General features: G+C 65.4%; 20 protein-coding genes, 2 tRNA genes and 1 pseudogene. 17 read left to right on the plus strand and 6 right to left on the minus strand.

Translation table 11 applies throughout. The features are described 5' to 3' along the window. Nucleotides 1-40 precede the first annotated feature (40 nt). From ACVW1C_RS39990 to ACVW1C_RS40005, 4 genes and pseudogenes are all read left to right on the plus strand, one after another. Nucleotides 41-3,171: pseudogene (locus ACVW1C_RS39990) on the plus strand (efflux RND transporter permease subunit). Then, nucleotides 3,168-6,272 carry an efflux RND transporter permease subunit gene (locus ACVW1C_RS39995; protein ID WP_456762909.1) on the plus strand — a complete coding sequence of 1,035 codons (3,105 nt, stop codon included), beginning with the start codon at nucleotides 3,168-3,170 and terminating at the stop codon, nucleotides 6,270-6,272. Before ACVW1C_RS39990 ends, ACVW1C_RS39995 begins: the two are co-directional and overlap by 4 nt. 37 nt (nucleotides 6,273-6,309) lie before the next feature. Further along, nucleotides 6,310-7,035 (plus strand): tRNA-uridine aminocarboxypropyltransferase, encoded by a 726-nt coding sequence (locus ACVW1C_RS40000; RefSeq protein WP_456762910.1) that lies wholly within the window; start codon nucleotides 6,310-6,312, stop codon nucleotides 7,033-7,035. Between the two features lie 55 nt (nucleotides 7,036-7,090). Then, nucleotides 7,091-7,164, plus strand: a tRNA-Cys gene (locus ACVW1C_RS40005). Nucleotides 7,165-7,207: 43 nt separating this feature from the next. On the opposite strand, the gene ACVW1C_RS40010 is transcribed toward ACVW1C_RS40005, so the two are convergent. Continuing rightward, the gene (locus ACVW1C_RS40010; protein ID WP_207839919.1) at nucleotides 7,208-7,390 is read right to left on the minus strand and encodes a hypothetical protein; all 183 of its coding nucleotides are present in this window, start codon (nucleotides 7,388-7,390) and stop codon (nucleotides 7,208-7,210) included. 439 nt (nucleotides 7,391-7,829) lie between these two features. Continuing rightward, nucleotides 7,830-8,501, minus strand: coding sequence for a TetR family transcriptional regulator (locus ACVW1C_RS40015; RefSeq protein ID WP_456762911.1), 672 nt, complete (start codon nucleotides 8,499-8,501; stop codon nucleotides 7,830-7,832). A 98-nt stretch (nucleotides 8,502-8,599) separates the two neighbouring features. Between ACVW1C_RS40015 and ACVW1C_RS40020 the strand changes: the two genes are divergently transcribed. The 7 genes from ACVW1C_RS40020 to ACVW1C_RS40050 all read left to right on the plus strand — a co-directional run bounded on the left by ACVW1C_RS40020 (nucleotide 8,600) and on the right by ACVW1C_RS40050 (nucleotide 16,341). Next, nucleotides 8,600-9,085 (plus strand): anthrone oxygenase family protein, encoded by a 486-nt coding sequence (locus ACVW1C_RS40020; RefSeq protein ID WP_456762912.1) that lies wholly within the window; start codon nucleotides 8,600-8,602, stop codon nucleotides 9,083-9,085. Nucleotides 9,086-9,360: 275 nt separating this feature from the next. After that, a tRNA-Asn gene (locus ACVW1C_RS40025) sits at nucleotides 9,361-9,435 on the plus strand. A gap of 133 nt (nucleotides 9,436-9,568) precedes the next feature. After that, nucleotides 9,569-9,748: a hypothetical protein gene (locus ACVW1C_RS40030; protein ID WP_456762913.1), complete on the plus strand. Its 180-nt coding sequence runs from the start codon at nucleotides 9,569-9,571 to the stop codon at nucleotides 9,746-9,748. A 135-nt stretch (nucleotides 9,749-9,883) separates the two neighbouring features. After that, nucleotides 9,884-10,549, plus strand: a complete 666-nt coding sequence (locus ACVW1C_RS40035; RefSeq protein WP_456762914.1) for a protein-L-isoaspartate O-methyltransferase family protein — start codon at nucleotides 9,884-9,886, stop codon at nucleotides 10,547-10,549. A 215-nt stretch (nucleotides 10,550-10,764) separates the two neighbouring features. Beyond that, complete coding sequence (locus ACVW1C_RS40040) at nucleotides 10,765-12,147, plus strand: TolC family outer membrane protein (RefSeq protein WP_456762915.1); 1,383 nt, start codon at nucleotides 10,765-10,767, stop codon at nucleotides 12,145-12,147. 335 nt (nucleotides 12,148-12,482) lie between these two features. Then, nucleotides 12,483-13,220, plus strand: coding sequence for a PopZ family protein (locus ACVW1C_RS40045; protein WP_456762916.1), 738 nt, complete (start codon nucleotides 12,483-12,485; stop codon nucleotides 13,218-13,220). 253 nt (nucleotides 13,221-13,473) lie between these two features. Further along, nucleotides 13,474-16,341: a valine--tRNA ligase gene (locus tag ACVW1C_RS40050; RefSeq protein ID WP_456762917.1), complete on the plus strand. Its 2,868-nt coding sequence runs from the start codon at nucleotides 13,474-13,476 to the stop codon at nucleotides 16,339-16,341. A gap of 18 nt (nucleotides 16,342-16,359) precedes the next feature. Here the strand turns inward: ACVW1C_RS40050 and ACVW1C_RS40055 are convergent, their stop codons facing one another. Next, nucleotides 16,360-16,965 (minus strand): DNA-3-methyladenine glycosylase, encoded by a 606-nt coding sequence (locus ACVW1C_RS40055; RefSeq protein WP_456762918.1) that lies wholly within the window; start codon nucleotides 16,963-16,965, stop codon nucleotides 16,360-16,362. 132 nt (nucleotides 16,966-17,097) lie between these two features. Between ACVW1C_RS40055 and lipA the strand changes: the two genes are divergently transcribed. The 3 genes from lipA to ACVW1C_RS40070 all read left to right on the plus strand — a co-directional run bounded on the left by lipA (nucleotide 17,098) and on the right by ACVW1C_RS40070 (nucleotide 19,131). Beyond that, the gene (lipA, locus tag ACVW1C_RS40060) at nucleotides 17,098-18,057 is read left to right on the plus strand and encodes a lipoyl synthase (protein WP_456762919.1); all 960 of its coding nucleotides are present in this window, start codon (nucleotides 17,098-17,100) and stop codon (nucleotides 18,055-18,057) included. 67 nt (nucleotides 18,058-18,124) lie between these two features. Further along, nucleotides 18,125-18,664, plus strand: a complete 540-nt coding sequence (locus ACVW1C_RS40065) for a DNA topology modulation protein (RefSeq protein WP_456762920.1) — start codon at nucleotides 18,125-18,127, stop codon at nucleotides 18,662-18,664. After that, nucleotides 18,664-19,131 (plus strand): type II toxin-antitoxin system RatA family toxin, encoded by a 468-nt coding sequence (locus ACVW1C_RS40070; RefSeq protein WP_456762921.1) that lies wholly within the window; start codon nucleotides 18,664-18,666, stop codon nucleotides 19,129-19,131. Before ACVW1C_RS40065 ends, ACVW1C_RS40070 begins: the two co-directional genes overlap by 1 nt. A 100-nt stretch (nucleotides 19,132-19,231) precedes the next feature. Here ACVW1C_RS40070 and ACVW1C_RS40075 read toward each other — a convergent pair whose 3' ends face one another. The 3 genes from ACVW1C_RS40075 to ACVW1C_RS40085 all read right to left on the minus strand — a co-directional run bounded on the left by ACVW1C_RS40075 (nucleotide 19,232) and on the right by ACVW1C_RS40085 (nucleotide 21,603). Then, nucleotides 19,232-19,618, minus strand: coding sequence for a BA14K family protein (locus ACVW1C_RS40075; RefSeq protein WP_456762922.1), 387 nt, complete (start codon nucleotides 19,616-19,618; stop codon nucleotides 19,232-19,234). A gap of 172 nt (nucleotides 19,619-19,790) precedes the next feature. Beyond that, nucleotides 19,791-20,390, minus strand: coding sequence for a CinA family protein (locus tag ACVW1C_RS40080; protein ID WP_456762923.1), 600 nt, complete (start codon nucleotides 20,388-20,390; stop codon nucleotides 19,791-19,793). A gap of 1 nt (nucleotide 20,391) precedes the next feature. Next, a complete protein-coding gene (locus ACVW1C_RS40085) occupies nucleotides 20,392-21,603 on the minus strand; it encodes a bifunctional 2-C-methyl-D-erythritol 4-phosphate cytidylyltransferase/2-C-methyl-D-erythritol 2,4-cyclodiphosphate synthase (protein WP_456762924.1) in 1,212 nt (403 codons plus the stop codon). 286 nt (nucleotides 21,604-21,889) lie between these two features. Here ACVW1C_RS40085 and dusB point away from each other — a divergent pair, with 286 nt between their 5' ends. The 3 genes from dusB to ntrC are packed head-to-tail and all read left to right on the plus strand — an operon-like array spanning nucleotide 21,890 to nucleotide 25,506. Then, on the plus strand, nucleotides 21,890-22,891 hold the full coding sequence (gene dusB, locus ACVW1C_RS40090) for a tRNA dihydrouridine synthase DusB (protein WP_456762925.1): 1,002 nt from the start codon (nucleotides 21,890-21,892) through the stop codon (nucleotides 22,889-22,891). Beyond that, the gene (locus ACVW1C_RS40095) at nucleotides 22,888-24,054 is read left to right on the plus strand and encodes a two-component system sensor histidine kinase NtrB (RefSeq protein WP_456762926.1); all 1,167 of its coding nucleotides are present in this window, start codon (nucleotides 22,888-22,890) and stop codon (nucleotides 24,052-24,054) included. The genes dusB and ACVW1C_RS40095 overlap by 4 nt, the downstream gene beginning before the upstream one ends. 9 nt (nucleotides 24,055-24,063) lie before the next feature. Then, nucleotides 24,064-25,506 (plus strand): nitrogen regulation protein NR(I), encoded by a 1,443-nt coding sequence (gene ntrC, locus ACVW1C_RS40100; protein ID WP_456762927.1) that lies wholly within the window; start codon nucleotides 24,064-24,066, stop codon nucleotides 25,504-25,506. The last annotated feature ends 146 nt before the right edge of the window (nucleotides 25,507-25,652 follow it).

Consider the following 25,652-nt stretch of genomic DNA (forward strand, 5'->3'; position numbering starts at 1 on the left):
CTGACTTCGTAATGTCCGACCTAACAGCGAGCACGCAACCATGAGCGTCTCCGAACCGTTCATCCGCCGGCCGATCGCCACCTCGCTGCTCGGCATCGCCCTGATGATCGGCGGCGCGCTGGGCTATTGGGCATTGCCGGTCTCGGCGCTGCCGCAGGTCGACTTCCCGACCGTGCAGGTGACGACGCAACTGCCGGGCGCGAGCCCCGACGTGGTGGCCTCGCTGATCACGGCGCCGCTGGAGCGGCAGCTCGGGCAGATCCCGTCGCTGTCGTCGATGAACTCGACCAGCTCGTTCGGCGTCAGCCAGATCTCGCTGCAGTTCGACCTCAACCGCGACATCGACGGTGCCACGCAGGACGTCCAGGCCGCGATCAATGCCGCGGCCGGCATTCTGCCGAAGACGCTGCCGTACCCGCCTGTCTACGCCAAGGTGAACCCGGCCGACGCGCCCGTCATGACCCTGGCGCTGACCTCGGACACGATCTCGCTGCGGGCGATGAGCGATCTTGCCGATACCATCCTGGGTCAACGCCTGAGCCAGATTTCCGGCGTCGGCCGGGTCTCGATCCTCGGGGGATTGAAGCCCGCGGTGCGCGTGCAGGCCGACCTGGCGCGGCTTGCGGCCTATGGCATCGCGATGGAGGATCTGCGCAACGCGATCGCCGGCGCCAACGTGTCGGGGCCGAAGGGCTCGCTCGACGGCGCCCAGCAATCCTACACCATCGCCGCCAACGACCAGATCGCCGCGGCCGACGCCTACCGGCCGATCATCATCGCCTATCGCAACGGCTCGCCGGTGACGATCGGCGATGTCGCTCAGATCGTCGACGGGCTCGAGAACGATCGCACCGGCGGCTGGTACCAGGGCACGCCGGCCGTCATCATCGATATCCAGCGCCAGCCCGGCGCCAACGTCATCGACGTCGTCAAGCAGATCCGCGGCGAAATCCCGCGGCTGCAACGGGCCGTCCCGGCCGGCGTCAAGCTGACCGTCGTCTCCGACCGCACCGTGACGATCCGCGCTTCGGTCCACGACGTGCAGTTCACGCTGATCCTGAGCGTGGTGCTGGTGACGCTGGTGGTGCTCCTGTTCCTGCGATCGCTACGCGCGACCCTGATCGCCGGCGTCGCGCTGCCGCTGTCGCTGATCACGAGCTTCGGCGTCATGTATTTCGCGGGCTTCAGCCTCGACAATCTGTCGCTGATGGCGCTGACCATCGGAACCGGTTTCGTGGTCGACGACGCCATCGTGATGATCGAGAACATCGTCCGCCACATGGAAGGCGGCGAGACGGTGATGGAGGCCTCGCTGAGGGGCGCCAGCGAAATCGGCTTCACCGTGATCTCGCTGACGGTGTCGCTGATCGCGGTGTTCATCCCGCTATTGTTCATGTCCGGCCTGGTCGGCCGCATGTTCCGCGAATTCGCGCTGACATTGACGATCGCGGTCGTGACCTCGGCGATCGTATCCTTGACGCTGACGCCGATGATGTGCTCGCGGCTGCTCAAGAACATCCATGAGGAGATGGCGGTCCCAGGCCTTGCCGCAGTCAGCCGCTTCATCGACCGCATGGTGGAATTCTATCATCGCACGCTGCTCTGGGTGCTGCAGCGCCAGCGCGCGACGCTGCTGGTGACGTTCGCGACCATCGCGCTGACGCTCATCATGTATGTGCTGGCACCGAAGGGCTTCCTGCCGCTGCAGGACACGTCCTCGATCACGGCGGTGACCGAGGCCGGCCCCGACGTTTCGTTCGCCGAGATGCAGCGCCGCCAGAGCGCGGTCTCCGACCTCATCAAGGCCGACCCCGACGTGGTCGGCGTGGTCTCGGTGATCGGCGCCGGCTCGGTCAATCCGACCACCAATGTCGGCCGTCTGGTGATGACGCTGAAGCCGCTCGACCAGCGACGTGACGGCGTCGTCAAGGTGATCGAGCGGCTGAAGCAGAAGATCGCAACGGTCCCCGGCATGACCGTCTACTTCCAGCCGGTGCAGGACGTGCAGATCTCGACCCAGGCGAGCCGCTCGCAATACCAGTACACGCTGACCGCGACCGATGCCGCCGAGGTCTCGCAATGGTCGCAGAAGCTGGTCGCCGAGATGCGGCGCGATCCGATCTTCCGCGATGTCTCGTCGGAGGCGCAGGATGGCGGGCTGCGTGCGGCGCTCGACATCAACCGCCAGCGCGCCGGCCAGCTCGGCGTCAGCTTACAAGGCGTCACCGACACGTTGAACGACGCCTTCGCGCAGCGGCAGATCTCGACGATCTACGGCCAGGCCAACCAGTACCGCGTGGTGCTCGAGGCGTTGCCGATGTATCAGCGCGATCCCTCGATCCTCGACAAGCTCTATCTCTCCCCGGTGCGAACGGCGCGCAGGTGCCGCTGTCGGCGGTGGCGACGCTGGTCCGCACCACGGCGCCGCTTGCGATCTCGCACCAAGCGCAATTCCCGTCGGTCTCGCTCAGTTTCAACCTGGCGCCGGGCGAGGCGCTCGGCGACGCGGTCGAGGCGGTGAAGGCGATCGAGACCCGGATCGGAATGCCCGGCAGCATCGTCGGCATCTATTCCGGCGATGCCGCCGAATTCGCGCGCTCGCTGGCCGGACAGCCCTGGCTGATCCTGGCGGCGATCATCACGATCTACATCGTGCTCGGCGTGCTCTATGAGAGCTACATCCATCCGATCACGATCCTGTCGACGCTGCCCTCGGCCGGCGTCGGCGCCATCCTGGCGTTGATGCTGTGCGGGCAGGACCTCTCGGTGATCGGCCTGATCGGCATCATCCTCTTGATGGGCATCGTCAAGAAGAACGCGATCATGATGATCGACTTCGCGCTGGAGGCCGAGCGGCATCAGGGCATGTCGTCCTATGACGCGATCGTGCAGGCCTGCCTGTTGCGGTTCCGGCCGATCATGATGACGACGCTGGCAGCGCTGTTCGGCGCGCTGCCGCTCGCGATCGAAAGCGGCACCGGCGCCGAGCTGCGCTTCCCGCTCGGCATCTCGATCATCGGCGGCCTGCTGCTGAGCCAGCTGCTGACGCTCTACACCACGCCGGTGATCTATCTCGCGCTCGACCGGCTCAACCGCCGGATCGAGCGGGCCGTGCCTGAGCCCGGTCCCAGCGGCCCGCCGATCGCGGGCGCCACCGAGGGCATGCAGTGATCTCGATCTCCGAGCCCTTCATTCGCCGGCCGGTGGGCACCACCTTGCTGGCGATCGGGCTGTTCCTGGTCGGGATCGTCGCCTACGAATTCCTGCCGGTCTCGTCGGTCCCGAATGTCGACTTCCCGACCATCCGGGTGTCGGCGTCGCGGCCTGGCGCCGATCCCTCGGTGATGGCCGCGACGGTCGCGGCGCCGCTGGAGCGCAAGCTCGGCACCATTTCGGGCGTCGACCAGATCACCTCGACGAGTTCGCTCGGCACCACCAGCATCCAGGTGCAGTTCTCGATCGGCCGCAACATCGACCGCGCCGCACGCGACGTGCAGGCCGCGATCAACGCCTCGCTCGCCGATCTACCCAGCGACCTGCCGTCGCTACCCAAGTTCCGCAAGGCCAATCCGGCCGCGGCACCCGTGTTCGTGCTGGCGCTGACCTCGAAGACGATCTCGACCAGCGCGATATACGACGTCGCCGACACCGTGCTGGCGCAGCGCATCTCGCAGGTGCCTGGTGTCGGCGAGGTGACGGTCAGCGGCGCCGACCAGCCGGCGGTGCGCATCGCGCTCAATCCGGTGTCGCTGGCGAATGCCGGGATCGCGACCGACGACGTCCGGCTTGCGATCATCAATGCCAATCCGCTGGGCCCCGTCGGCATCTTCAATGGCGACCGGCTGAGCGAGACGCTTTCGATCAACAAGCAGATGCGCACCGCGGCCGAGTTCCGCGATATCGTCATCAAGAGTTCGAACGGCAATTTCGTCCGCCTCTCGGATGTTGCCGAGGTCGAGGATTCCGTCCGCAACTCGCGCTCGATCGCCTGGTTCAACAAGCAGCCCGCGGTGCTGATCCAGATCACCAAGCAGGGCGACGCCAACGTCATCGACACCGTTGACGGCGTTCGCAGGATGCTGCCGGAACTGAAGCAGTGGATCCCGGCCGGCGTCGAGATCTCGACCCTGGTCGATCGTACCGGAACGATCCGCGCCAGCGTCCAGGACATGCAGTTCACGCTGCTCGCGACCGCCATGCTCGTGATGGTCGTGGTGTTCGTGTTCCTGCGCAGGATCGTACCGACGATCGCCGCCGGCGTCTCGGTGCCGCTGGCGCTGGCCGGCACCTGCGCCGGGATGTGGCTTGCCGGCTTCTCGATCGACAATCTGTCGCTGATGGCGCTCGCGATCTCCGTCGGCTTCGTGGTCGACGACGCCATCGTGATGATCGAGAACATGTACCGCAATCTCGAGCAGGGCATGGCGCCATATCCGGCGGCGGTCGAGGGCGCCAAGCAGATAGGCTTCACGGTGCTGTCGATCTCGCTGTCGCTGATCGCGGCCTTCACGCCGCTGATCTTCATGGACGGGATCGTCGGCCGCCTGCTGCGCGAATTCTCGCTGACCCTGACGTTTGCCATCATCGTGTCGACCCTGGTGTCGGTGACGATCACGCCGATGATCTGCGCGCACTACATCAAGGAGGCGACCTCGGATCGCGCCACCTGGTACGACCGCGTCATCGAGGGCACGCTGTCGCGGGTCGTGGCGTTCTATGCGTCGACCCTGCGCATCGTGCTCGGCTATCCCTTCCTGACCCTGGTGGTGTTCTTCGCCACCGTCGCGCTGACGGTGGTGCTGTACGTCAAGACGCCGAAGGCCTATTTCCCGACCGACGACAGCGGCTTCGTGATCGGGGCGACCCGCGCTTCCGCCGACATCTCGTTCCAATCGATGCTCGGTTTGCAGCAGCGGCTCGCCGACATCGTGATGGCGGACCCCGCGGTCGCCGGCATCGGCTCGTCGGTCGGCTCCGGCGGCGGCCCGGGGGGCGCCACCTCCAATCGCGGGACCATGTTCATCAGCCTAAAGCCGCCGGACGAACGAGGAGGCCTGTCGACCGCCCAGGTGATCGACCGGCTGCGCCGTAATCTGTTCATGGTGCCGGGCATCCGCCTGTTCATGTTCGCCGCCCAGGACATCCGCACCGGCGGCCGGCAGAGCGATTCCGACTACCAGTACACGCTCGCCTCGACCGATCTCGACCTGTTGCAGAAATGGGCGCCGCTCGTCGCCAAGCGCATGGAGACGGTGGAGGGCATCACCGATGTCTCCGCCGACCGCGATCCCGGCGGACTGCAGCTCAACCTCGTGATCGACCGCAAGATCGCCTCCAGCCTCGGCGTCCGCGTGCAGGATATCGACAACGCGCTCAACAACGCGTTCTCGCAGCGGCAGATCTCGTACATCTACACCCAGCGCAACCAGTACGTGGTGGTGCTCGAGATCGATCCGAAATTCCAGAGCGACCCGTCGAATCTCGAGCGCATCTACGTCGCCGGCGCCAATGACGTGCAGGTGCCGCTGTCGGCGCTCGTGCACTACCAGCGCGGACTGTCGGCGCTCGCGGTCTATCACTCCGGCGGCTTCCCCTCGACCACGGTGTCGTTCAACCTGCTGCCGGACGTGCCGCTGGAGGTCGCGACCACGAACATCCAGCAGGCGGTCGACGGACTGCATATGCCCGAAGGCATTCGCGGCAGCTTCGACGGCAATGCCGGCGACTTCAACAAGACCAGCGGGCGGCAGCCGCTGCTGATCCTCGGCGCGCTGGTCGCGATGTATATCGTGCTCGGCGTGCTCTATGAGAGCCTGGCGCATCCGATCACGATCATCTCGACCTTGCCGTCGGCCGGCCTCGGCGCCTTGCTGGCGTTGCAGGTCACCAACACGCCGCTGACCGTGATCGCCTTTGTCGGCATCATCCTCTTGATCGGCATCGTCAAGAAGAACGGCATCATGATGGTCGACTTCGCGCTCGAGGCCGAGCGGCATCAGGGCCTGTCGTCGCGGGATGCGATCTTCGAGGCCTGCCGCGCGCGCTTCCGCCCGATCCTGATGACGACCATGGCCGCGCTGTTCGCCGGCATTCCGCTGGTCATTGCAACCGGCCCGGGCACCGAGCTGCGGCGGCCGCTCGGCATCACGATCATCGGCGGCCTGTTCGTGTCGCAGATCCTGACGCTCTACACCACGCCGGTGATCTATCTGCTGATCGACCGGTTGCGCGGGCGCCCGGCGCCGTCGGGCGTGCACGCTCCAGCGGAATAGGTTGGATTGAACGGCTCCGCACGCGTATAGCGAAGCGATGTCCGAACCGACCGAAGCAAAGACCGAACTTGCCACCGAGATCCCGGAGTGTTCGCATTGCGGCAAGCCGATGCTGCTGTGCATCTGCGACAGCGTCACGCCGATCAAAAGCCGGATTCAACTCCTGATCCTGCAGCACCCGCAGGAGCAGGACAGGGCGCTCGGCACCGCGCGGCTCACCGCGCGGCACTTTGAGGATGCCGTGGTGCGGATCGGGCTGTCCTGGCCCAGCCTCTCCAAGGCGCTCGGCCGGCCGGTGGCCGATCCGTCGCGCTGGGCGGTGCTCTATCTCGGCTCGGCCAAGGTCGAGGATCTCGATACCGACGCCGAGATCGTCGCGATCAACCGCAAGGGCGAGCTGGAGCCGCACCAGCGCGCGATCCTCTCCGACATCGAGGGCATCGTGCTGCTCGACGGCACCTGGAGCCAGGCCAAGGCGCTATGGTGGCGCAATGCCTGGATGCTGAAGTGCCAGCGGGTGATTCTCGGGCCGAAACGGCCCTCGCTGTACGGCAAGCTGCGCCGGGAACCGCGGCGCGACGGCCTGTCCACCATCGAGGCGGCCGCGATCCTGCTCGCCGGGCTGGAAAAGCGGCCGGATATCGCGGCAGCGTTAACTGATAGTTTCGAGCGGATGCTGGCGAGATTCCGCGAAGTGCAGGCCGAAATGCCGGAATTGGCGCCAAAACCGAAGAAGCGGGACTTCCGGAAGCGCCGACGTTAGCTGTCCGGCTTGGTTGCCTATCGCAGTGAGGGCGTATATGAAGTGCGCCGCAAGGGGCCACGTGGCGGAGTGGTTACGCAACGGTCTGCAAAACCGTGTACACCAGTTCAATTCTGGTCGTGGCCTCCACTCATCTCATCAATGGCTTGCAGCCGACAAATGAGAAGCCGCATTAGCTTGCGGCGTACCAGCCTTCAGGAAACGGAATCAGCGGCCACGGCGCCTGGTTGTCATTCGCCGCGCGCGGCGGCGGCTGAATACGGGGCGACGGTTGGGCCACGAAATCCTCCTGAGCAATAGGCGCGATCGCCGTTCGCACGACGTCCAGCAGCAGATCAAATTCGACTTCGCTCATCGCGCTCTCCGAGGTTCGAGAGCGCCATGATCGCAAAACTGTCTTCGGTCCGGATTGAGCGATTCGTTCGAATTTTATGAAAAGAACGATGGCGCCCGCTTTGGTAAACAAATGGCTGATGACCCCGTGGTGAACCTAGGTCGGCATGGCCGTACCTCGTGTGAGACAATTCACATCTTGCGAAAAACTCTTCCCGGGCTTCCCGGCAGTATTCATAGCCGTCAAATATCGCAGGAATTTTAGGGAGACGTGACAGTGGAGGCAAGCTTCGCAAGATGGTCGGCGAGGCCATGTCGCATCGATCCTCAGCTCTTTTCCGGCATGGTCCGCCAGCGGGACGCGTCGGTGCGGCGAGCCGCTCCCGAACGCGGTAGATCGTCGACGCCCGCTGGCTATCGCCTCGGCGCCGGGGAAATTCCCGACATCGGCGCGGCCGCGGTCATGCCAGCCCGGCGAGGTCTGCTGGCAACATGGTCTTGAACTGCATGAGCGCCTGTCGTGCCTTCCGCGGCGGCAGCGTGATCGCGTGACGCACGGCGGCTGCGATCAGCGTCATCGTCAGTCCCGAGAAGGTGGTGAGGCTGGCGGCCGGCAAGGTGGGCGCAACCCGCCCGACTGCGTCGGACAACAGGCCGGAGAGCACGGCCATGTCGTCCGAATCGAGCTTCTGCAGGGCGCGGTCGGCCTGCGTCGCCTGCCAGATGTCGCGCATCACAGGCTCGCGCATGAACATCTCGTAGTAACTATCGACGATCCGGCATAGCGCCGGGTGCAGGTCGCGCGCGGACGAGACCGCGGCCAGATCGCGCCTGACGCAATCGCGCCCGACCGCATTATGCCGTTCCGCCAGCGTGCCGATGATCGCGGCCTTGTCGGGGAAATATTGATAAAGCGAGCCGAATGCGACGCCGCTGCGTTCGACGATGTCGCTCATGCGGAAGGCCTCGCTGCCTTTCTCCGCCATGATCTCGGTCGCGCAGGCGAGGATGCGCTCGAACCGCTCGCGGCTGCGCTGCTGCGTCGGGGCAAGCCGCGCCAGCCCCGGCAGGGGCGCTTCCGCCCCGGGCGCGGCCCTTGCCGCTGCCCCAGGCGCGGCCTTTCGTCTCGCCATCTCTCTCCTCCGCAATCGAGGTTGACGTCTCAAATACGAGAGTTTATCGCATTTTACAAATACGAGTATCTCTCGCGTTTGGAGGTGGAAGTGGAGCGATGCGCAATATCCTGACCTCGGGCTTGCTGTGGTTTTCCGCGCTCGGCTGCGGCCTGCTTGCCGGGCTCTATTTCGCGTTCTCGGCGTTCGTCATGAGCGCGCTCGGCCGCATCGGCCAGGCCGCCGGCATCTCGGCGATGAGCGCGATCAATATCGACATCGTGCGCTCGCTGTTCATGCCGGTCTTCCTCGGCACCACGCTGTCTTGCGCCGTGCTGGTCGTGCTCGGCGGGCTGCGATGGCAGGAGCCGGGCGCGCTTGCAATGATCTGCGGCGGCGGACTCTATGTCGTCGGGATGTTCGTCGTCACTGTCGTCTTCAACGTGCCGCTGAACGATCAGCTTGCGGCCACAGATCCCGCGAGCACCGCGGCCGCGCCGGTCTGGGCGCGCTACCTGACCGACTGGACCTTCTGGAACCACGTGCGGACCATCGCCTCGCTTGCGGCGACGGCGCTGTTCATTGCCGCCATCGCCGCGCGATAGAGCGCTTCCGAGCGAAGCGCTTCGCATTTTGGGGCGTGCCGCGGAAGAATCGGCGGCGCGGCGGAATGGTCGCGCCGGCGGTGTTTCCAGGCGCCCGCGGCGCCAATAACAGGACAGCCGGGACAGGCCTGCATCGCCCTGGAACGCCGGCAAAGCCTTGCACCGCAGAGGTTTACCGTGCCTCGCTAAAGTTTCGCCGGAGGCCCATTTGGTTCTTTGCAAGGCCGAAAGGCTTTGTTATACGCTGCCCGCTCGCGAACGTTTGGTTCGCCTATTCCTCGGTAGCTCAGCGGTAGAGCATTCGACTGTTAATCGAATGGTCGCTGGTTCGAATCCAGCCCGGGGAGCCAGTTTTGGCCCCATCAAGACCCCGTCAACACCCATCACAAGCCTGTGGTCCGCTACGGACAGACAAGAAACGTCGTCAAATCGACTCAATAACCGTCGAGACTTCGTCCTGCCGGGTCTTGAGAGGTGATTTTGATGGCCATTAACCTGATCGACCTGTCGATGCCGCAGCCGACGCTTGTTCCGAGCGATGCTCCCGTCATGAGTGACGACGAGTGCGTTCGCCGGCTCGCGAGGGCCGTCGAGGAGCATGATTCCGAGCATCTCGATGAAGTGGTCCGTCTGATCGGCCGGCTTGCCGTCACGATCGAATAGGGCGCACCACGGCGCGCATTTTGCGGGCGCGTTTTGCGCGCCAACGGCGTGTTGCGTTTTGGCGGAGCTTGTTCCAAAAGATGGCCCTGTTTTAGCTTCTCCAGCGGCAATGCCGCGACTTGCAGGGTCCCGCCAATGACCGGTTTTTCGACCGCGCGCCAGTACATGGTGGATGGTCAGGTGCGTCCGAGCGACGTGACCGACGATCGTATTCTCGAAGCCATGCTGACCGTGCCGCGCGAGGTGTTCGTGCCGGCCGGCAAGCAGGCGCTGGCCTATCTGGACCTCGATCTCGACGTGACCGAGGGCGGAGCGGCCAGGCGCTGCCTGATCACGCCGGCGTTGCTGGCCAAGATGCTGCAAGCCGCCGAGATCAAGGCGACCGACCGCGTCCTGGTCGTCGGCTGCGCGACCGGTTACGCCGCCGCCATCGTGGCGCGCTTTGCCGGAGAGGTCAAAGCCACCGAAAGCGATCCGGCGCTGGCCGCAAAGGCCTCCGCGGCGTTCGCCCAGCTCGGCATCCAGAATGTGACCGTCAAGTCCGCGCCCGCTGCCGACGGTGATGCCACCGGAGCGCCGTATGACGTCATCGTTCTCAACGGTGCGACCGAGGTTACCCCGACCGGGCTGTTCGGCCAGCTCAAGGAGGGGGGGCGGCTGGTCGGGGTATTCAGCCTGACGCCACCGCCGCGTGCCACCCTCGTGACTCGCTCCCACGGGGATTTCGGGCATCGCGAGCTGTTCGACGCCACGGCCCCCGTGCTGCCTGAATTGGAACGGGTTCCGGCCTTCGTCTTCTGACCGCTACCGCGGCGCACTGGCTGATAAAATCCCATTCCGAATCAGAAGTGTGGCCCGTTTGCCCCACGTGAAGAGTTTCGACCGCGTTCCGTTGCGGGGTAGTTCCGTTGCCCTTAGCTGCGGACTAAGGTGAGGCGGGACTCACTTCGTCTGAAGCGACCGCCGGAACTGACTTGCGTGTGGAGACGGCGACTACAATGATTGGATTACCGGGGATGCGTGGGGTGAAGCTTATCACCGCGGCTGCGACTGCCGTCCTTCTGTTGGCGGAGATGGGCCCCGTGCCCGCGCTCGCCGATACTATCGAGGCCGCGCTGGTGCGGTCCTACCAGAACAATCCCCAGCTGAACGCGCAGCGCGCGCTGGTGAGGGCGACTGACGAGAACGTTCCCCAGGCGCTCTCGGGCTATCGTCCGAAAGCCGCGCTGACCGTGAGCGGCGGATATCAGTACACCGACCAGCAGCCGACGGGCATCAAGGCCTCGATTCACGGCACCCAAAATCCGGCCAGTGCGGGCCTGACGGTGAACCAGTCGCTGTACAATGCGCAGACCCCGCACAAGGTGCGCGCGGCCGAAAGTCAGGTGTCGTCGGCGCGCGAAGGTCTGCGCGTGCTCGAGCAGACCGTGATGCTGAGCGCCGCCACCATTTACATGGACTATCTGCGCGACGCTGCGATCGTCGAGGTCCAGCGCAGCAACACGCGGGTGCTGGAGCAGACGCTGAAGCAGACCCAGGATCGTTTCAACGTAGGTGAGGTGACGCGGACGGACGTCGCGCAATCCGAGGCCCAGCTTGCGGCCGGCAAGACCCAGCAGCTCACCGCGGAATCGAACCTGACGACGACGCGGTCGAACTTCCGCCGCATCATCGGCAACGAACCGCAGAATCTCGCGCCCGGCTCGCCGGTCGATCGTTTCTTGCCGACGACGCTTGCGGCCGCCGTCGAGCTCAGCCTGACCCAGAATCCGAACGTCACGTCCGCGATGTACGGCGTCGACGTCAACTTCCTGCAGACCAAGGTTGCCGAAGGCGCGCTGTTGCCCACGGTCGGGTTGCAGGCGACGGTGAGCGAAGGCTACCAGCAACAATTGTCGGTGAACCGCCTCTTCAATGCGGCGGCGCAGGTTCAGGTGTCGGTGCCGATCTATCAGGGCGGCGCCGAATACTCGCTGATCCGGCAATCGAAGGAATCGCTGGCGCAGCAGCGTCTGGTTCTCGAACAGACCAGGGATCAGGCGCGCGCCAACGTCGTCACCGCTTGGGGCCAGTTGGTCGCTGGCAAGTCGCAGGTCGCGTCAGCGCAGGCGCAGGTGACCGCGTCCGAAATCGCGCTGAACGGCGTGCGCGAGGAGGCCAAGGCCGGCCAGCGCACCACGCTCGACGTGCTCAACGCGCAGCAAGCGCTGGTCAATGCGCGCAACGCACTCGTCACCGCGCAACACGACCGCGTCGTTGCATCCTACAACGTGCTGAGCGCGATTGGCCGGCTGTCACCGCAGGTGATGGGCCTTTCGACCAACGTCTATGATCCCTCCGTGCACTACCAGCAGGTGCGCGACAACTGGGCCGGCGTGCGCACGCCCGACGGCCGCTAAACACCTTCACGTCAACGTCGCTTGTCGCGCCATGTTTGTCGTTCTGAGTTAATCAGGACCACAGACTGGCGCGTTTGCTTGCAATCGATAATTGGCCTGACATACCGTTTTGTCGGGCAGCAAGGCGATTCGCGGCGAGCCGGCGTTGCGTGATGGCAGGTGCGACGCCACCTGTGATTACGCTGCATTGGGCGACACGAAGCTTGCACAAAGCCTCGGGCGGGCTTGATCTGGGGACAAGTCGGGCGGGAGCAATGAAAATCTCCGCCCGCTTCATCGGAACCGGCGAATCCTCTCGGGCTTGATGTAAAATAAGTTTCGATGTGGAGTCGGAGATGACGCAACCTGCGAAGGTCCAAGAGCCCTCGATGGAGGAGATCCTGGCGTCGATCCGCCGCATCATTGCCGACGACGAGGCGAAGCCGGCCGCGGCCGAGAAACCTGCGGCCGCCGCTGCGCCGCCGCCGAAGGTTGAACCGCCGCCACCAGCAGCCAAGCCCGCGATGAAGAGCCCGCCGCCCGCAGCGCCCCCGGCCGCGAAGCCCGCCGCGTCAGCGCCGAAACCACCGCCGCCCGCGTCGGCACCGGCCAGCAACAGTCAGGACGACATCGACTCGCTGCTCGCCAGCCTCGAGGAGGCGACGCCTGCGGCCGAGATCCGGCCATCGCCGCAACCCGAAGCCGACGTATTCGAGCTCACCGACGACATGGCGCTGCCGGAGCCGGCGGCCACGCCGCCGTTCCGCAAGGTCGAGCCGCAGGACGACGTCGAGTTCACGGAAGCCCGCACATGGGGGGCGGAGCCAATGCGAGAACCGGTTCGAGAGCGAGAACCGCCGGCACTCGAAACCGCGCCGATGCAGCAGATCATCTCGGGAACCACGATGCGGGCGGTCGAATCCGCCTTCAACTCGCTGGCCAACACCGTGCTGAGCAACAATGCTCGGACGCTGGAGGATCTGGTCAAGGAGATGCTGCGGCCGATGCTGAAGTCTTGGCTGGACGACAATCTGCCGGGGCTGGTCGAGCGGATCGTCAAGGCCGAGATCGAGCGGGTCTCCCGCGGGCGATAGCCCCGCCGCGGGCGGTCGCTCCCGCCGCAGGGGGCTTGGCAGCCCTCATTCAGCCCCCAAATGCCCCGGAGTTGCGGTTCTGATAGGATCAGACCCGAAACGCCGGTTCCCTGTTTCGACCCGTTTCTTCACGCGAACCGGTGTCTGCTTCGCTCGAAAACGCTCTCAATACCGTTTTGACGTGCCGGTCCGGTTGACTCGGTGCGTTCTGGCGGCTTTCTACCCTTTCCCCCATGGTCCACAGCGCATTGTCATGATCGAGAAAAACTACCAGCCTGCCGATATCGAGCTCCGGATGGCCCGGCTCTGGGAGGAGAGCGGTGCGTTCAAGGCCGGCCGGCCCGAGCGCAAGGACGCCGCGCCTTTCACCATCGTGATCCCCCCGCCGAACGTGACCGGCTCGCTGCACATGGGCCATGCGCTCAACAACACGCTGCAGGACATCCTGTGCCGCTTCGAGCGGATGCGCGGTCGTGACGTGCTGTGGCAGCCCGGAACCGACCATGCCGGCATCGCCACCCAGATGGTGGTCGAGCGCCAGCTGATGGAACGGCAGGAGCCGGGCCGGCGCGACATGGGCCGCGCCAAGTTCCTCGAGCGGGTCTGGCAGTGGAAGGCCGAGAGCGGCGGCACCATCGTCAACCAGCTCAAGCGCCTCGGCGCTTCCTGCGACTGGTCGCGCGAGCGCTTCACCATGGACGAAGGCCTGTCGCGTGCCGTCGTCAAGGTGTTCGTCGAGCTGCACCGCCAGGGCCTGATCTACAAGGACAAGCGCCTGGTCAATTGGGACCCGAAGCTGCTCACCGCGATCTCCGATCTCGAAGTGCAGCAGGTCGAGGTCAAGGGCCATCTCTGGTATCTGCGCTATCCGATCGAAGGCCGCAGCTTCAGCCCCGAGGATCCCAAATCGTTCATCGTGGTCGCGACCACGCGTCCGGAGACGATGCTCGGCGACACCGCGGTCGCGGTGCATCCGGACGACGAGCGGTACACCGATCTGGTTGGCCAGCATGTCATCCTGCCGCTGGTCGGCCGCAAGATTCCGATCGTCGCCGACGACTATTCCGATCCGGAGAAGGGCTCGGGCGCGGTCAAGGTGACGCCGGCGCACGACTTCAACGATTTTGAGATCGGCAAGCGCCATGGCCTGCCGCAGATCAGCGTGCTCGACCAGGAAGGTTGCCTGAATCTCACCGGCAATGAGGACTATCTGCGCGGCCTGCCGGCGGGCGCCGACGAATTCGCGGCAGAGTTTCACGGCATCGAGCGCTTCGCCGCGCGCAAGAAGATCGTCGCAAGGTTCGAGGAGTTCGGTTTCCTCGAGCGGATCGAGCCCAACACCCACATGGTGCCGCATGGCGACCGCTCGAACGTCGTGATCGAGCCGTACCTCACCGACCAGTGGTATGTCGACGCCAAGACGCTGGCGCAGCCGGCGATCGCTGCGGTGCGCTCGGGCGAAACCAATTTCGTGCCGAAGAACTGGGAAAAGACCTATTTCGAGTGGATGGAGAACATCCAGCCCTGGTGCATCTCGCGCCAGCTCTGGTGGGGCCATCAGATCCCGGCCTGGTACGGGCCCGACGGCAAGGTGTTCGTCGCCGAAACCGAGGAGGAGGCGGTCGGCAACGCGCTCGGCTACTACGTCGAGCAGGAAGTCATCACGCCGGAGCAGGGCCACGACATGGCGGTCGACCCCGCCAAGCGCGAGGGCTTCATCACGCGTGACGAGGATGTGCTCGACACCTGGTTCTCCTCGGCGCTGTGGCCGTTCTCGACGCTGGGCTGGCCGGACGACACGCCGGAGGTCGCGCGCTACTACCCGACCAACACGCTGGTCACGGGCTTCGACATCATCTTCTTCTGGGTCGCCCGCATGATGATGATGGGCCTCCACTTCATGAAGGAGGCGCCGTTCTCGACCGTCTACATCCACCGTCTCGTCCGTGACGAGAAGGGCGCCAAGATGTCGAAGTCGAAGGGCAACGTCATCGACCCGCTCGGCGTGATCGACGATTTCGGCGCCGACGCGCTGCGCTTCGCGCTGACCCGCGAGGCGGCGCAGGGCCACGACATTCGCCTGTCTCCGCATCTGGTCGAGACCAACCGCAACTTCGCGACCAAGTTCTGGAACGCGTGCCGCTTCGCCGAGATGAACGAGTGCGTGAAGCCGGACGGTTTCGACCCGAAGGGCGCCAAGGAAACGTTGAACCGCTGGATGGCGCACGAGACCTCGCGCGTCACCCGCGAGGTGACCGAGACGATCGAGGATCATCGCTTCAACGATGCGGCCGGCGCGATCTACCGCTTCGTCTGGAACGTGTTCTGCGACTGGTATCTCGAGCTCGCAAAGCCGGTCCTGATGGGCGAGGAGGGCGCGGCCAAGGCCGAGACCCGTGCCATGATCGCCTGGACCCGCGACGAGATCCTCAAGCTGCTGCATCCGTTCATGCCCTTCATCACCGAAGAGCTGTGGGCCGTGACGGCTAAGCGCGACGGCCTCCTGGTGCTGGCGCCCTGGCCGCGCAAGTCGGGCGTGACCGGGGAGCAGCTGGCGGCAATCGCAACCGCAGGTCCGGTGGTCGATCCGATCATTCCGCCGGTGATTGCCGCGCTCGACGCCGACGAGTTCAGCGATCCCGCAGCCGAAGCCGAGATCGGCTGGGTGGTCGATCTCGTGACCGCGATGCGGTCGGTGAAAGCGGAAATGAACATCCCGCCGTCGACGCTGACGCCGCTAGTGATTGTGACCACCTCCGACGAGACGCGGGACCGCGCCCAGCGCTGGAACGACACCATCAAGCGCCTCGCGCGATTGTCGGAGATTTCCTTCGCAGACGCCGCGCCGGAAGGCGCCATGCAGCTGCTGGTGCGCGGCGAAGTCGTCGCGCTGCCGCTGAAGGGCGTAATCGATCTTGCGGCCGAACGCGCGCGGCTGGAGAAGGAGCTCGGCAAGGCCGACGCGGACATCAAGCGGGTCGACGCCAAACTCTCCAACGAGAAGTTCGTCGCAAACGCGCCGGAAGAACTTGTCGAGGAAGAGAAGGAAAAGCGCGCGGCAGCAACGGAGCGCCGCGCCAAGATCCTCGAGGCGATCGAGCTGCTGAAGCGGGCGTCATAGCGGCCAACGCTGTGACGCTCAGAACCGCTTGCTGAGGAATTTCGATCCCTTCAGCCCATAGCGCCAGGGCAGGTCGACGGCTTTCGTGATGCCGATCCGCAATCCGGTGACGATGTCGGGCGTCTCGGTCCGCGCGTGGAGCGCGATCGGCGGGCGGTCGAGCGGCAATTCGCTGTGCGCGATGGTGATGCCGAGCGCCTCGCAGAGCTTGCCCGGCCCCGAGCACAAGGCGCGCTCATCCTCCAGCCCGCGCCGCCGGCGCATCGCGGCCAAGCCATGGGTCGGCTCGAGCGCGCGGATCAGCACGGCGCTGGCCGAGCCCGGCGCTTCGCAGACGAAATTGACGCACCAATGAATGCCGTAGGAGCGGTAGACATAGGAGAAGCCCGGCGGGCCGAACATGATCTGGTTGCGCGGGGTCGGTCCGTTGAACGAGTGGGCCGCCGGCTCGGTGTGATGGTAGGCCTCGACCTCGGTGATGATGCCGCCGACGCCGCCGACCAGGAAGGTCGCGCCGATCAGATCGGGCGCGACCTCGTGGACGCTGCGATCGAAGAAGGCGCGTTTAAGAGCTTTGCCGAGGCGCGGCGCGGTCGCACGGGTCGATCGGGGTTTTTGAGCCATTTTGAGGTGGGAATCGGCGTGGAACGGACCGCAAGACTGCCAATATATGGGCTGATCTGCTAGGGTCGCAGGGCGGGTTGCGAGCCGCGTCAACACCGATTAGCTATGGCCTCTCGCGACTTGCAGGCACAAATGGTCACCATCGTCGACACCATCTCCACCACTCAGCTCCGCCCGCGCCACCCCGAAAAGGTGAACCGGCCGGATGCCGTGTCGCCGCCGAAGCCGGACTGGATCCGCGTCCGCGCGCCAAACACGCGCGGCTATGCCGATACGCGGCGGATCGTGAAGGAGAACGGCCTCGTCACGGTGTGCGAGGAGGCGGGCTGCCCCAACATCGGCGAATGCTGGGACAAGAAGCACGCCACCTTCATGATTATGGGTGACACCTGCACCCGCGCCTGTGCGTTCTGCAACGTCAAGACCGGCATGCCCGGCGCGCTCGATGCCCATGAGCCCGAATACGTCGCTGAGGCGGTCTCGAAGCTGGGTCTGACCCACGTCGTGATCACATCGGTGGATCGCGACGATCTCGCCGACGGCGGCGCCGAGCATTTTGCGCAGACGATCCGCGCCATCCGCGCGCGCTGCCCGACCACCACGATCGAGATCCTGACGCCGGACTTCCTGCGCAAGGACGGCGCGCTGGAGCGCGTGGTCGCGGCCAAGCCCGACGTCTTCAACCACAATCTGGAAACCGTGCCGTCGCGCTATCTGACGGTCCGTCCCGGTGCGCGCTACTTCCATTCGATCCGGCTGCTGCAGCGGGTCAAGGAGATGGACCCGACCATCTTCACCAAGTCCGGCATCATGGTCGGCCTCGGCGAGGAGCGGCACGAGGTGCTGCAGGTGATGGACGATCTGCGCTCGGCCGAGGTCGATTTCCTGACCATCGGCCAGTACCTGCAGCCGACGCGCAAGCATCACGCCGTGATGCGCTACGTGACGCCGGATGAATTCGCGGGCTACGAGCGTGTCGCCTATACCAAGGGTTTTCTGATGGTGTCGGCGAGTCCGCTGACGCGCTCGTCGCATCATGCCGGCGAGGATTTTGCGAAGTTGCAGGCGGCGCGCACGGCTCGCGGCCGCTAGATTTTGTAAATGGCGGTGAGCCGGCGCCAATACGCGCCGTTGCTTGATCGAGCCTTGGACTGGACCAATGCAACGCGTTCTGGTGATGGGATCGTCGGGGTCCGGCAAGTCGACCTTTGCGCGACGGCTGTCCGCCATGACGGGCATCCCGACCGTGTCGATCGACGCGCTGTTCTGGAAGCCGGGCTGGGTCTCGTCCGACAAGGATGAATTCGAGCGCCGTATGGTCGAGGTCACGCGAGCACCGCGCTGGATCATGGATGGGAACTACATGAAGAGCGGTGCAGGTGAACTGCGCCGGCAGCTCTCCGATACGATCATCTGGTTCGACCTGCCGCGGCTGACCTGCATGCTCGGAATCTTGGGGCGGATCGCCGGCAGCTATGGCCAGGTTCGCCCCGAGATGGCGGAAGGTTGCCCGGAGAAGATCGATCTCGAATTCTTCCGCTATGTCTGGACCTATCGCCAGCAGCAGCGGCCGAAGCTGATCGAATATTTCAAGGGCTTGCGCGCCGATCAATCGCTGGTCTGCTTCACCGATCGGACACAGGCGGACGATTATCTGAAGCGCCTCGCACTGAAGCAAAACCGTGCGAGTATCCACTGATGCCACGATTCTCAAGCAAGCGGCGGGTCCGCCACACCGCACCTCAAATGTTCGATCTGGTCGCCGACGTCGAGCGCTATCCGGAATTCGTGCCGCTGTGCCAGGCGCTCAAGATCCGCCAGCGGACGCCCAAGGACGACGGGACCGAGGTCGTGGTCGCCGACATGACGGTCTCGTTCAAGCTGGTGCGGGAAACCTTCACCAGCAAGGTGACGCTCGACCGGCCCAACCTGACGATCCTGGTTGAATATCTGCGCGGTCCGTTCAGCAATCTGGAGAACCGCTGGAGTTTTGAGCCGAAGTCGGAGACCGAATGCGATGTCGGCTTTTTCCTGAACTACGAATTCAAGAGCCGGATGCTGGCGATGCTGATGGGCTCGATGTTCGACGCCGCATTCTCGCGCTTCGCCGCCGCGTTCGAGAAGCGCGCCGACCAAGTCTACGGCAAGCCCCAGCTCTCGACCTAGCGACGCCGTCTCGTCCGCCGAGGAGGTTGTTTTTTCCCGGAACGCAAATGCCCGGCACGAAGCCGGGCATGACGGATGACGGTAGATGCGTTCGCTGCCGTTACGGGCAGGAACGCCGCACGCCGCCCGACGCGATGTAGGTGCCCGAAGCCGGGTCGTAGGAGCGGAAACGCTGGGAGCAATAGGCGTCGTTGTTGGCCTTGGCCTGGCTTGCCGCGATGGCGCCGCCGATGATCGCGCCGGCTGCAAGCCCGCCGATGATCGCCGCGCCGTTTCCACCACCGCCATGGCGATGACCGTAGTAGCCGCCGCGGTAGCCGTGACGCGGGCCGCCATGCCAGTGACGATACTGCACGTGCTCGACGGAGGTGGGCTGGCCCTGTAACCGCGCGGGCGCGAGCGGTGCGGCGAACGAGGGGGCAATCGTCGACAGCGTCATGGCGCCTGAGGTGATTGCGGCCACGACCAAAGTTCCCAACTTCATCATTTTCTCCTTGTTGTGGGATTTTGCTGCTTGGACAAACAATTCAAACAGCAGAGTTGGAACAATAGAAAACGGCGAAGCGACGTCGCAGTTTCACCTGAGATAGGCGGCACTGGGTCGCAGTTGACACAGGGGTGTGTGAGGTTGGCCTTCGCGCGATTCGACTCGCGCAGGCCTATCCGCGTGGCGGCCGCCGGCGTTTCGCGGCGTGGCTTCGCGGCGAACGGGCCACGCGCGGCCGTAACCGGCTGGTAGCCTCGCGGCGCGGCTTTGCGGCCTGCGGCGGCCGCGCGAGCTCCATCAGCATGCGCAGCGCCTCGACCACCGAGCGCTGCCGCACCGTGCTGCGGCCGATCGCGCCAAATCGTTGCTCCCGATGAACGATGCGACCGTCGCGCGCCGCGACGGCGAAGTGCACCAGGCCGACCGGCTTGCCCAGCGTCGCGCCGCCGGGGCCCGCGATCCCGGTGATCGAGACCGCAAGGTCGACGCCGGCCTTTTCCAGCGCGCCGATCGCCATCGCGGTCGCGGTTTCCTTGCTCACCGCGCCGAACGTTTCCAGCGTCGCCGCCTTGACGCCGAGCATCACCCGCTTGGCCTCGTTCGAATAGGTGACGAAGCCGCGATCGATCACGTCGGAAGATCCGGGAATGTCGGTGAGTGCGCCGGCGACCAGACCGCCGGTGCAGGACTCGGCGGTCGCGATGGTCAGCTTGCGCATCCGGCACAGGTCGAGCAGCGCGCGGGAGAGGGCTCGAGCGTCGCTGCCGCCCATGTCAGGCACTCCAGCCTTTATCGTCCCAACCTTTGTCATCCCAGGGCAAACGGACCGTGGCGCTCGCGGTCGCGGCGATGCCTTCCTCGCGGCCGGTGAAGCCGAGCCGCTCGCTGGTGGTGGCCTTGACCGCCACGCGCGAGATGTGAACGCCGGAGATCTCCGCGATCTTCGCCCGCATGGTGTCGCGCAGCGGCCCGATCTTCGGCCGCTCGCAGATTAGCGTCACCTCGAGATTGGCGATCCGGCCACCGCGCGCGGTGACGCGCTCGACGGCGTATTTCAGGAACTGGTCGGAGGAGGCGCCTTTCCACTTGGCGTCGCTCGGCGGGAAGTGCGAGCCGATGTCACCGTCGGCCAGCGCGCCGAGGATCGCGTCGACCAGTGCATGCAGTCCGACATCGCCGTCGGAATGGGCCAGGAATCCTTTGCTGTGCGGCACGCGCACGCCGCAGATCATGACATGGTCGCCGTCGCCAAAGGCGTGCACGTCGTAGCCGGTGCCGGTCCTGATATCGCCGAGCTGGCTCGCGAGCCGCGCTTCCTCGCGTACGAAGTCTTCGGGTGTGGTGAGTTTCATATTGGCAGCATCGCCTTCAAACGTCGCAACGGTCAATCCCGCCCATTCAGCAAGCGCGGCATCGTCGGTGAAATCGCTGCGGCCCTCGCGGGCGGCACGACGATGCGCCTCCAATATTACGTCGAAACGAAATGCCTGTGGTGTCTGCGCGATCCGCAAGCGGGCGCGCTCCGGCGTCGCCTCGACATCGCCGGTATCGCCGGTGAGCTTGATCGTGTCGGTGACGGGAATCACCGGGATCGCAGCACCGGTCCGGCCGGCCGCGGCGATCGCGCGCGAGATCACGGCCGCGGTAACGAAGGGGCGCGCGGCATCGTGGATCAGTACGATGTCGGGCTTCTCGCTGGCGAGCGCCTCGAGCCCGGCATGGACCGAGGCCTGCCGGGTCATGCCGCCCGGCGTCGGCGGTTGATAGCGGAGGCCAGCCACCGCTTCATCGAACAACGCGGCATCATCAGGATTGACCACCGGCTGCACCGCAAACACGTCGGGGTGCCCGGAGAACGCCTGCATGGCGCGGTAGATCACCGTCTGTCCGCCGATCGTCCGGTACTGCTTCGGACCGCCTGCGCCAGCGCGCAGTCCACGGCCGGCTGCGACAAGGATGGCTGCGGTACGCTCAGGCTTCGGCATGTTGAACCAGTGACAGACGAATCGGGGATGAGGGGGACGGCGGGGGACCGCCGCGCACAGCCCTTAGCATGACCGCTGCGCAAAAACAGAGCGTTTGCCGATGACTGTGGGAAAAGCGGATTTTGTTGCAGTGCACTTGCACTGATGGTAGGAATGTCTAAACCGTAGGCATGAGCCTTGACTGCACAAGAATTGTGCGCAGAATAGACGACGTCAGCTGCAATGGCGTGGCTGACAGAACGACGAGACGGCTGTGACCGGCGTGCAAAGTACTCCTCGTAACCCATTGAAGATAGGCGATATTGCGGTCGCCAACCGGGTTCTCCTCGCGCCCATGTCCGGCATCACCGACGCGCCCTTCCGGCGACTCGCTGCCACTTTGGGCGCCGGGCTGGTGGTCTCCGAGATGACGGCCAGCGACGATCTGGTGAACGGCAAGCCGATGTCGAAGCTGCGTTGTGAGGCAGCCGGGATCGGGCCGCATGTGGTCCAGCTCGCCGGCTGCGAGACCCATTGGATGGCGGAGGGCGCGCGGATCGCCGAGGGCGCCGGCGCCGACATCATCGATATCAACATGGGCTGCCCGGCGCGCCATGTGACCGGCGGCCAGTCCGGCTCGGCCCTGATGCGCGACCTGGATCACGCGGTGACGCTGATCGAAGCGACGCTGTCGGCGGTCAAGGTGCCGGTGACGCTGAAGATGCGGCTCGGCTGGGACGATCGCTCGCTCAATGCGCCCGAACTGGCGCGCCGCGCCGAGGCATCAGGCGTGCAGATGATCACCGTGCATGGCCGCACCCGCTGCCAGTTCTACAAGGGCGAGGCGAATTGGAGCGCGGTGCGCGCGGTCAAGGACGCCGTCGCGATCCCGGTCGTGGTCAATGGCGACATCACCTCGTTCGACAAGGCGCTCGGCGCGCTGGAGATGTCGGGCGCCGACGCCGTCATGATCGGGCGCGGCGCGCAGGGCCAGCCCTGGCTGCCCGGCCAGATCGGTCGCCGGCTCGAGACCGGCATCGCCGAGGCTGCGCCGTCGCTTGCCGAGCAGCTCAAGCATGTTCGCGCGCTCTATGACGAGGTCTGCAGCCACTATGGCCTGCGTATCGGGCTCAGGCATGCGCGCAAGCATCTCGGCTGGGCGCTGGAGACTGCTGCGGCCTATAGCTGCGCGCCGGCGGCAACGTTGAAGACCTGGCGGCAGGCGATCCTGACCTCGGAGCAGCCGTCCAGCGTGCATCGCGCGCTCGAGGACGCCTATGACGATTTTGCCTGGAGTGCTGCCGCATGACGTCAGCCATGGAATTTCGCCGGCCCGTGCCTACCGATGGCGAGGCCATCCTCAACGCGCTGCCCAATCCGGTGCTGCTGGTCGCACCCGACGGACGGATCGTCGACGCCAACATCGCCGCCGAATCCTTCTTCGAGATCTCGACGCAGTTCTTGCGCCGGCAGTCGCTGAAGGAGTTGGTGCCGTTCGGCAGTCCGCTGCTCGCGCTGATCGAGCAGGTGCGGGCGAGCGGCTCGCCGGTCAATGAATACAAGGTCGATCTCGGCACGCCGCGGATCGGCGGCGATCGTCAGGTCGACCTGCACGTCGCGCCGCTGACCGAGCGGCCCGGGCATATCGTGGTGATGCTGCAGGAGCGCACCATCGCCGACAAGATGGACCGCCAGCTCACCCATCGCAGCGCGGCGCGCTCGGTGATCGCGCTGGCCGCGATGCTCGCCCATGAGATCAAGAACCCGCTGTCCGGCATCCGCGGCGCCGCGCAGCTCCTCGAGCAGCAGGCTTCCTCAGAGGATAGGCTGCTGACGCGGCTGATCTGCGACGAGGCCGACCGCATCGTGACGCTGGTCGACCGCATGGAAGTGTTCGGCGACGACCGTCCGGTGGCGCGCGGCCCGGTCAACATCCACTCGGTGCTCGACCATGTGAAGCGGCTGGCGCAATCGGGCTTCGCCCGCAACGTCCGCTTCATTGAGGACTATGATCCGTCGCTGCCGCCGGTGCTCGCCAATCAGGACCAGTTGATCCAGGTGTTCCTCAACCTGGTGAAGAACGCCGCCGAAGCGGTTGCCGATCTCGGCACCGATGCGGAGATCCACCTCACCACGGCGTTCCGGCCCGGCGTGCGGCTGTCGGTGCCCGGCAAGAAATCGCGGGTCTCGCTGCCGCTGGAATTCTGCGTCAAGGACAACGGCTCAGGCGTCCCGGAAGACCTGCTGCCGAACCTGTTCGATCCCTTCGTCACCACCAAGCAGACCGGCAGCGGGCTCGGCCTCGCGCTGGTCGCCAAGATCGTCGGCGATCACGGCGGCATCATCGAATGCGAGTCGCAGCCGCGCAAGACCACCTTCCGCGTGCTGATGCCGATGTACAGCGCTGCGAAACAACACGATCACAGCAACCGCGAGGACGTTCCGGGTACGTCCTCGCCTGCCTCACGATGAGGAACACCAATGCCTGCAGGTAGCATACTTGTCGCTGACGACGACACCGCCATCCGGACCGTGCTGAACCAGGCGCTGTCGCGCGCCGGCTATGAGGTGCGCCTGACCGGTAACGCCGCCACGCTATGGCGCTGGGTCAGCCAGGGCGAGGGCGATCTCGTCATCACCGACGTGGTGATGCCCGACGAGAACGCGTTTGATCTGCTGCCGCGGATCAAGAAGATGCGGCCGAATTTGCCTGTCATCGTGATGAGCGCGCAGAACACCTTCATGACCGCGATCCGCGCCTCCGAGCGCGGCGCCTACGAATATCTGCCGAAGCCGTTCGACCTGAAGGAGCTGATCACGATCGTCGGCCGCGCGCTGGCCGAGCCGAAGGAGCGGGTCGCCAGTCCCGCCGACGACGGCGAGTTCGACTCAATTCCGCTGGTTGGCCGCTCCCCGGCGATGCAGGAGATCTACCGCGTGCTGGCGCGGCTGATGCAGACCGATCTCACCGTCATGATTTCAGGTGAATCAGGCACCGGCAAGGAGCTGGTCGCCCGCGCGCTGCACGATTACGGCCGGCGCCGCAATGGCCCGTTCGTCGCGGTCAACATGGCGGCGATCCCGCGCGACCTGATCGAATCCGAATTGTTCGGCCACGAGCGCGGCGCGTTCACCGGCGCCAATACCCGTGCCTCCGGCCGCTTCGAGCAGGCCGAGGGCGGCACGCTGTTCCTCGACGAGATCGGCGACATGCCGATGGAGGCGCAGACCCGTCTGCTCCGCGTGCTGCAGCAGGGCGAATACACCACCGTCGGCGGCCGCACGCCGATCAAGACCGACGTGCGCATCGTCGCGGCCTCCAACAAGGACCTGCGCATCCTGATCCAGCAGGGCCTGTTCCGCGAAGATCTGTTCTTCCGCCTCAACGTGGTGCCGCTGCGGCTGCCGCCGCTACGCGAGCGCATCGAGGATCTGCCCGACCTGATCCGGCACTTCTTCTCGCTCGCCGAGAAGGACGGCCTGCCGCCGAAGAAGCTCGACACCCAGGCGCTGGAGCGGCTGAAGCAGCACCGCTGGCCGGGCAACGTCCGCGAGCTGGAAAACCTCGCCCGGCGGCTCGCCGCGCTCTATCCGCAGGACGTCATCACCGCTTCTGTCATCGACGGCGAGCTGGCGCCGCCGGCCGTCACCTCGGGCAGCACCGCGACCGTCGGCGTCGACAATCTCGGCGGTGCCGTGGAGGCCTACCTGTCCTCGCACTTCTCCGGCTTCCCAAACGGCGTGCCGCCGCCGGGCCTCTACCACCGCATCCTCAAGGAGATCGAGATCCCGCTTCTGACCGCCGCGCTGGCGGCGACCCGCGGCAACCAGATCCGGGCCGCCGACCTGCTCGGATTGAACCGCAATACCTTGCGCAAGAAGATCCGCGACCTCGATATCCAGGTGTACCGGAGCGGGGGCTAGGGCTGACGGGGCGGGGCGCGAGCCTCGCCGCCGTTTTTGAGTAGTCACACAAATGGTTTGAGGACACGGCGCCACAACGGGGTTTGCGCCGCGGAAATGTCGTAATTCGGCAACATTGTGATATGATTGCATCAGTTCGCAATTCC

Source organism: Bradyrhizobium sp. USDA 4011 (assembly GCF_054063415.1).

Excerpts from the sequence above, each read along its gene's own strand:
- ACVW1C_RS40000 (WP_456762910.1), top strand. The coding sequence starts at position 6,310 with ATGTCCGAACCGACCGAAGCAAAGACCGAACTTGCCACCGAGATCCCG.
- ACVW1C_RS40010 (WP_207839919.1), bottom strand. The coding sequence starts at position 7,390 with ATGAGCGAAGTCGAATTTGATCTGCTGCTGGACGTCGTGCGAACGGCG.
- ACVW1C_RS40015 (WP_456762911.1), bottom strand. The coding sequence starts at position 8,501 with ATGGCGAGACGAAAGGCCGCGCCTGGGGCAGCGGCAAGGGCCGCGCCC.
- ACVW1C_RS40020 (WP_456762912.1), top strand. The coding sequence starts at position 8,600 with ATGCGCAATATCCTGACCTCGGGCTTGCTGTGGTTTTCCGCGCTCGGC.
- ACVW1C_RS40030 (WP_456762913.1), top strand. The coding sequence starts at position 9,569 with ATGGCCATTAACCTGATCGACCTGTCGATGCCGCAGCCGACGCTTGTT.
- ACVW1C_RS40035 (WP_456762914.1), top strand. The coding sequence starts at position 9,884 with ATGACCGGTTTTTCGACCGCGCGCCAGTACATGGTGGATGGTCAGGTG.
- ACVW1C_RS40040 (WP_456762915.1), top strand. The coding sequence starts at position 10,765 with ATGCGTGGGGTGAAGCTTATCACCGCGGCTGCGACTGCCGTCCTTCTG.
- ACVW1C_RS40045 (WP_456762916.1), top strand. The coding sequence starts at position 12,483 with ATGACGCAACCTGCGAAGGTCCAAGAGCCCTCGATGGAGGAGATCCTG.
- ACVW1C_RS40050 (WP_456762917.1), top strand. The coding sequence starts at position 13,474 with ATGATCGAGAAAAACTACCAGCCTGCCGATATCGAGCTCCGGATGGCC.
- ACVW1C_RS40055 (WP_456762918.1), bottom strand. The coding sequence starts at position 16,965 with ATGGCTCAAAAACCCCGATCGACCCGTGCGACCGCGCCGCGCCTCGGC.
- lipA (WP_456762919.1), top strand. The coding sequence starts at position 17,098 with ATGGTCACCATCGTCGACACCATCTCCACCACTCAGCTCCGCCCGCGC.
- ACVW1C_RS40065 (WP_456762920.1), top strand. The coding sequence starts at position 18,125 with ATGCAACGCGTTCTGGTGATGGGATCGTCGGGGTCCGGCAAGTCGACC.
- ACVW1C_RS40070 (WP_456762921.1), top strand. The coding sequence starts at position 18,664 with ATGCCACGATTCTCAAGCAAGCGGCGGGTCCGCCACACCGCACCTCAA.
- ACVW1C_RS40075 (WP_456762922.1), bottom strand. The coding sequence starts at position 19,618 with ATGATGAAGTTGGGAACTTTGGTCGTGGCCGCAATCACCTCAGGCGCC.
- ACVW1C_RS40080 (WP_456762923.1), bottom strand. The coding sequence starts at position 20,390 with ATGGGCGGCAGCGACGCTCGAGCCCTCTCCCGCGCGCTGCTCGACCTG.
- ACVW1C_RS40085 (WP_456762924.1), bottom strand. The coding sequence starts at position 21,603 with ATGCCGAAGCCTGAGCGTACCGCAGCCATCCTTGTCGCAGCCGGCCGT.
- ACVW1C_RS40095 (WP_456762926.1), top strand. The coding sequence starts at position 22,888 with ATGACGTCAGCCATGGAATTTCGCCGGCCCGTGCCTACCGATGGCGAG.
- ntrC (WP_456762927.1), top strand. The coding sequence starts at position 24,064 with ATGCCTGCAGGTAGCATACTTGTCGCTGACGACGACACCGCCATCCGG.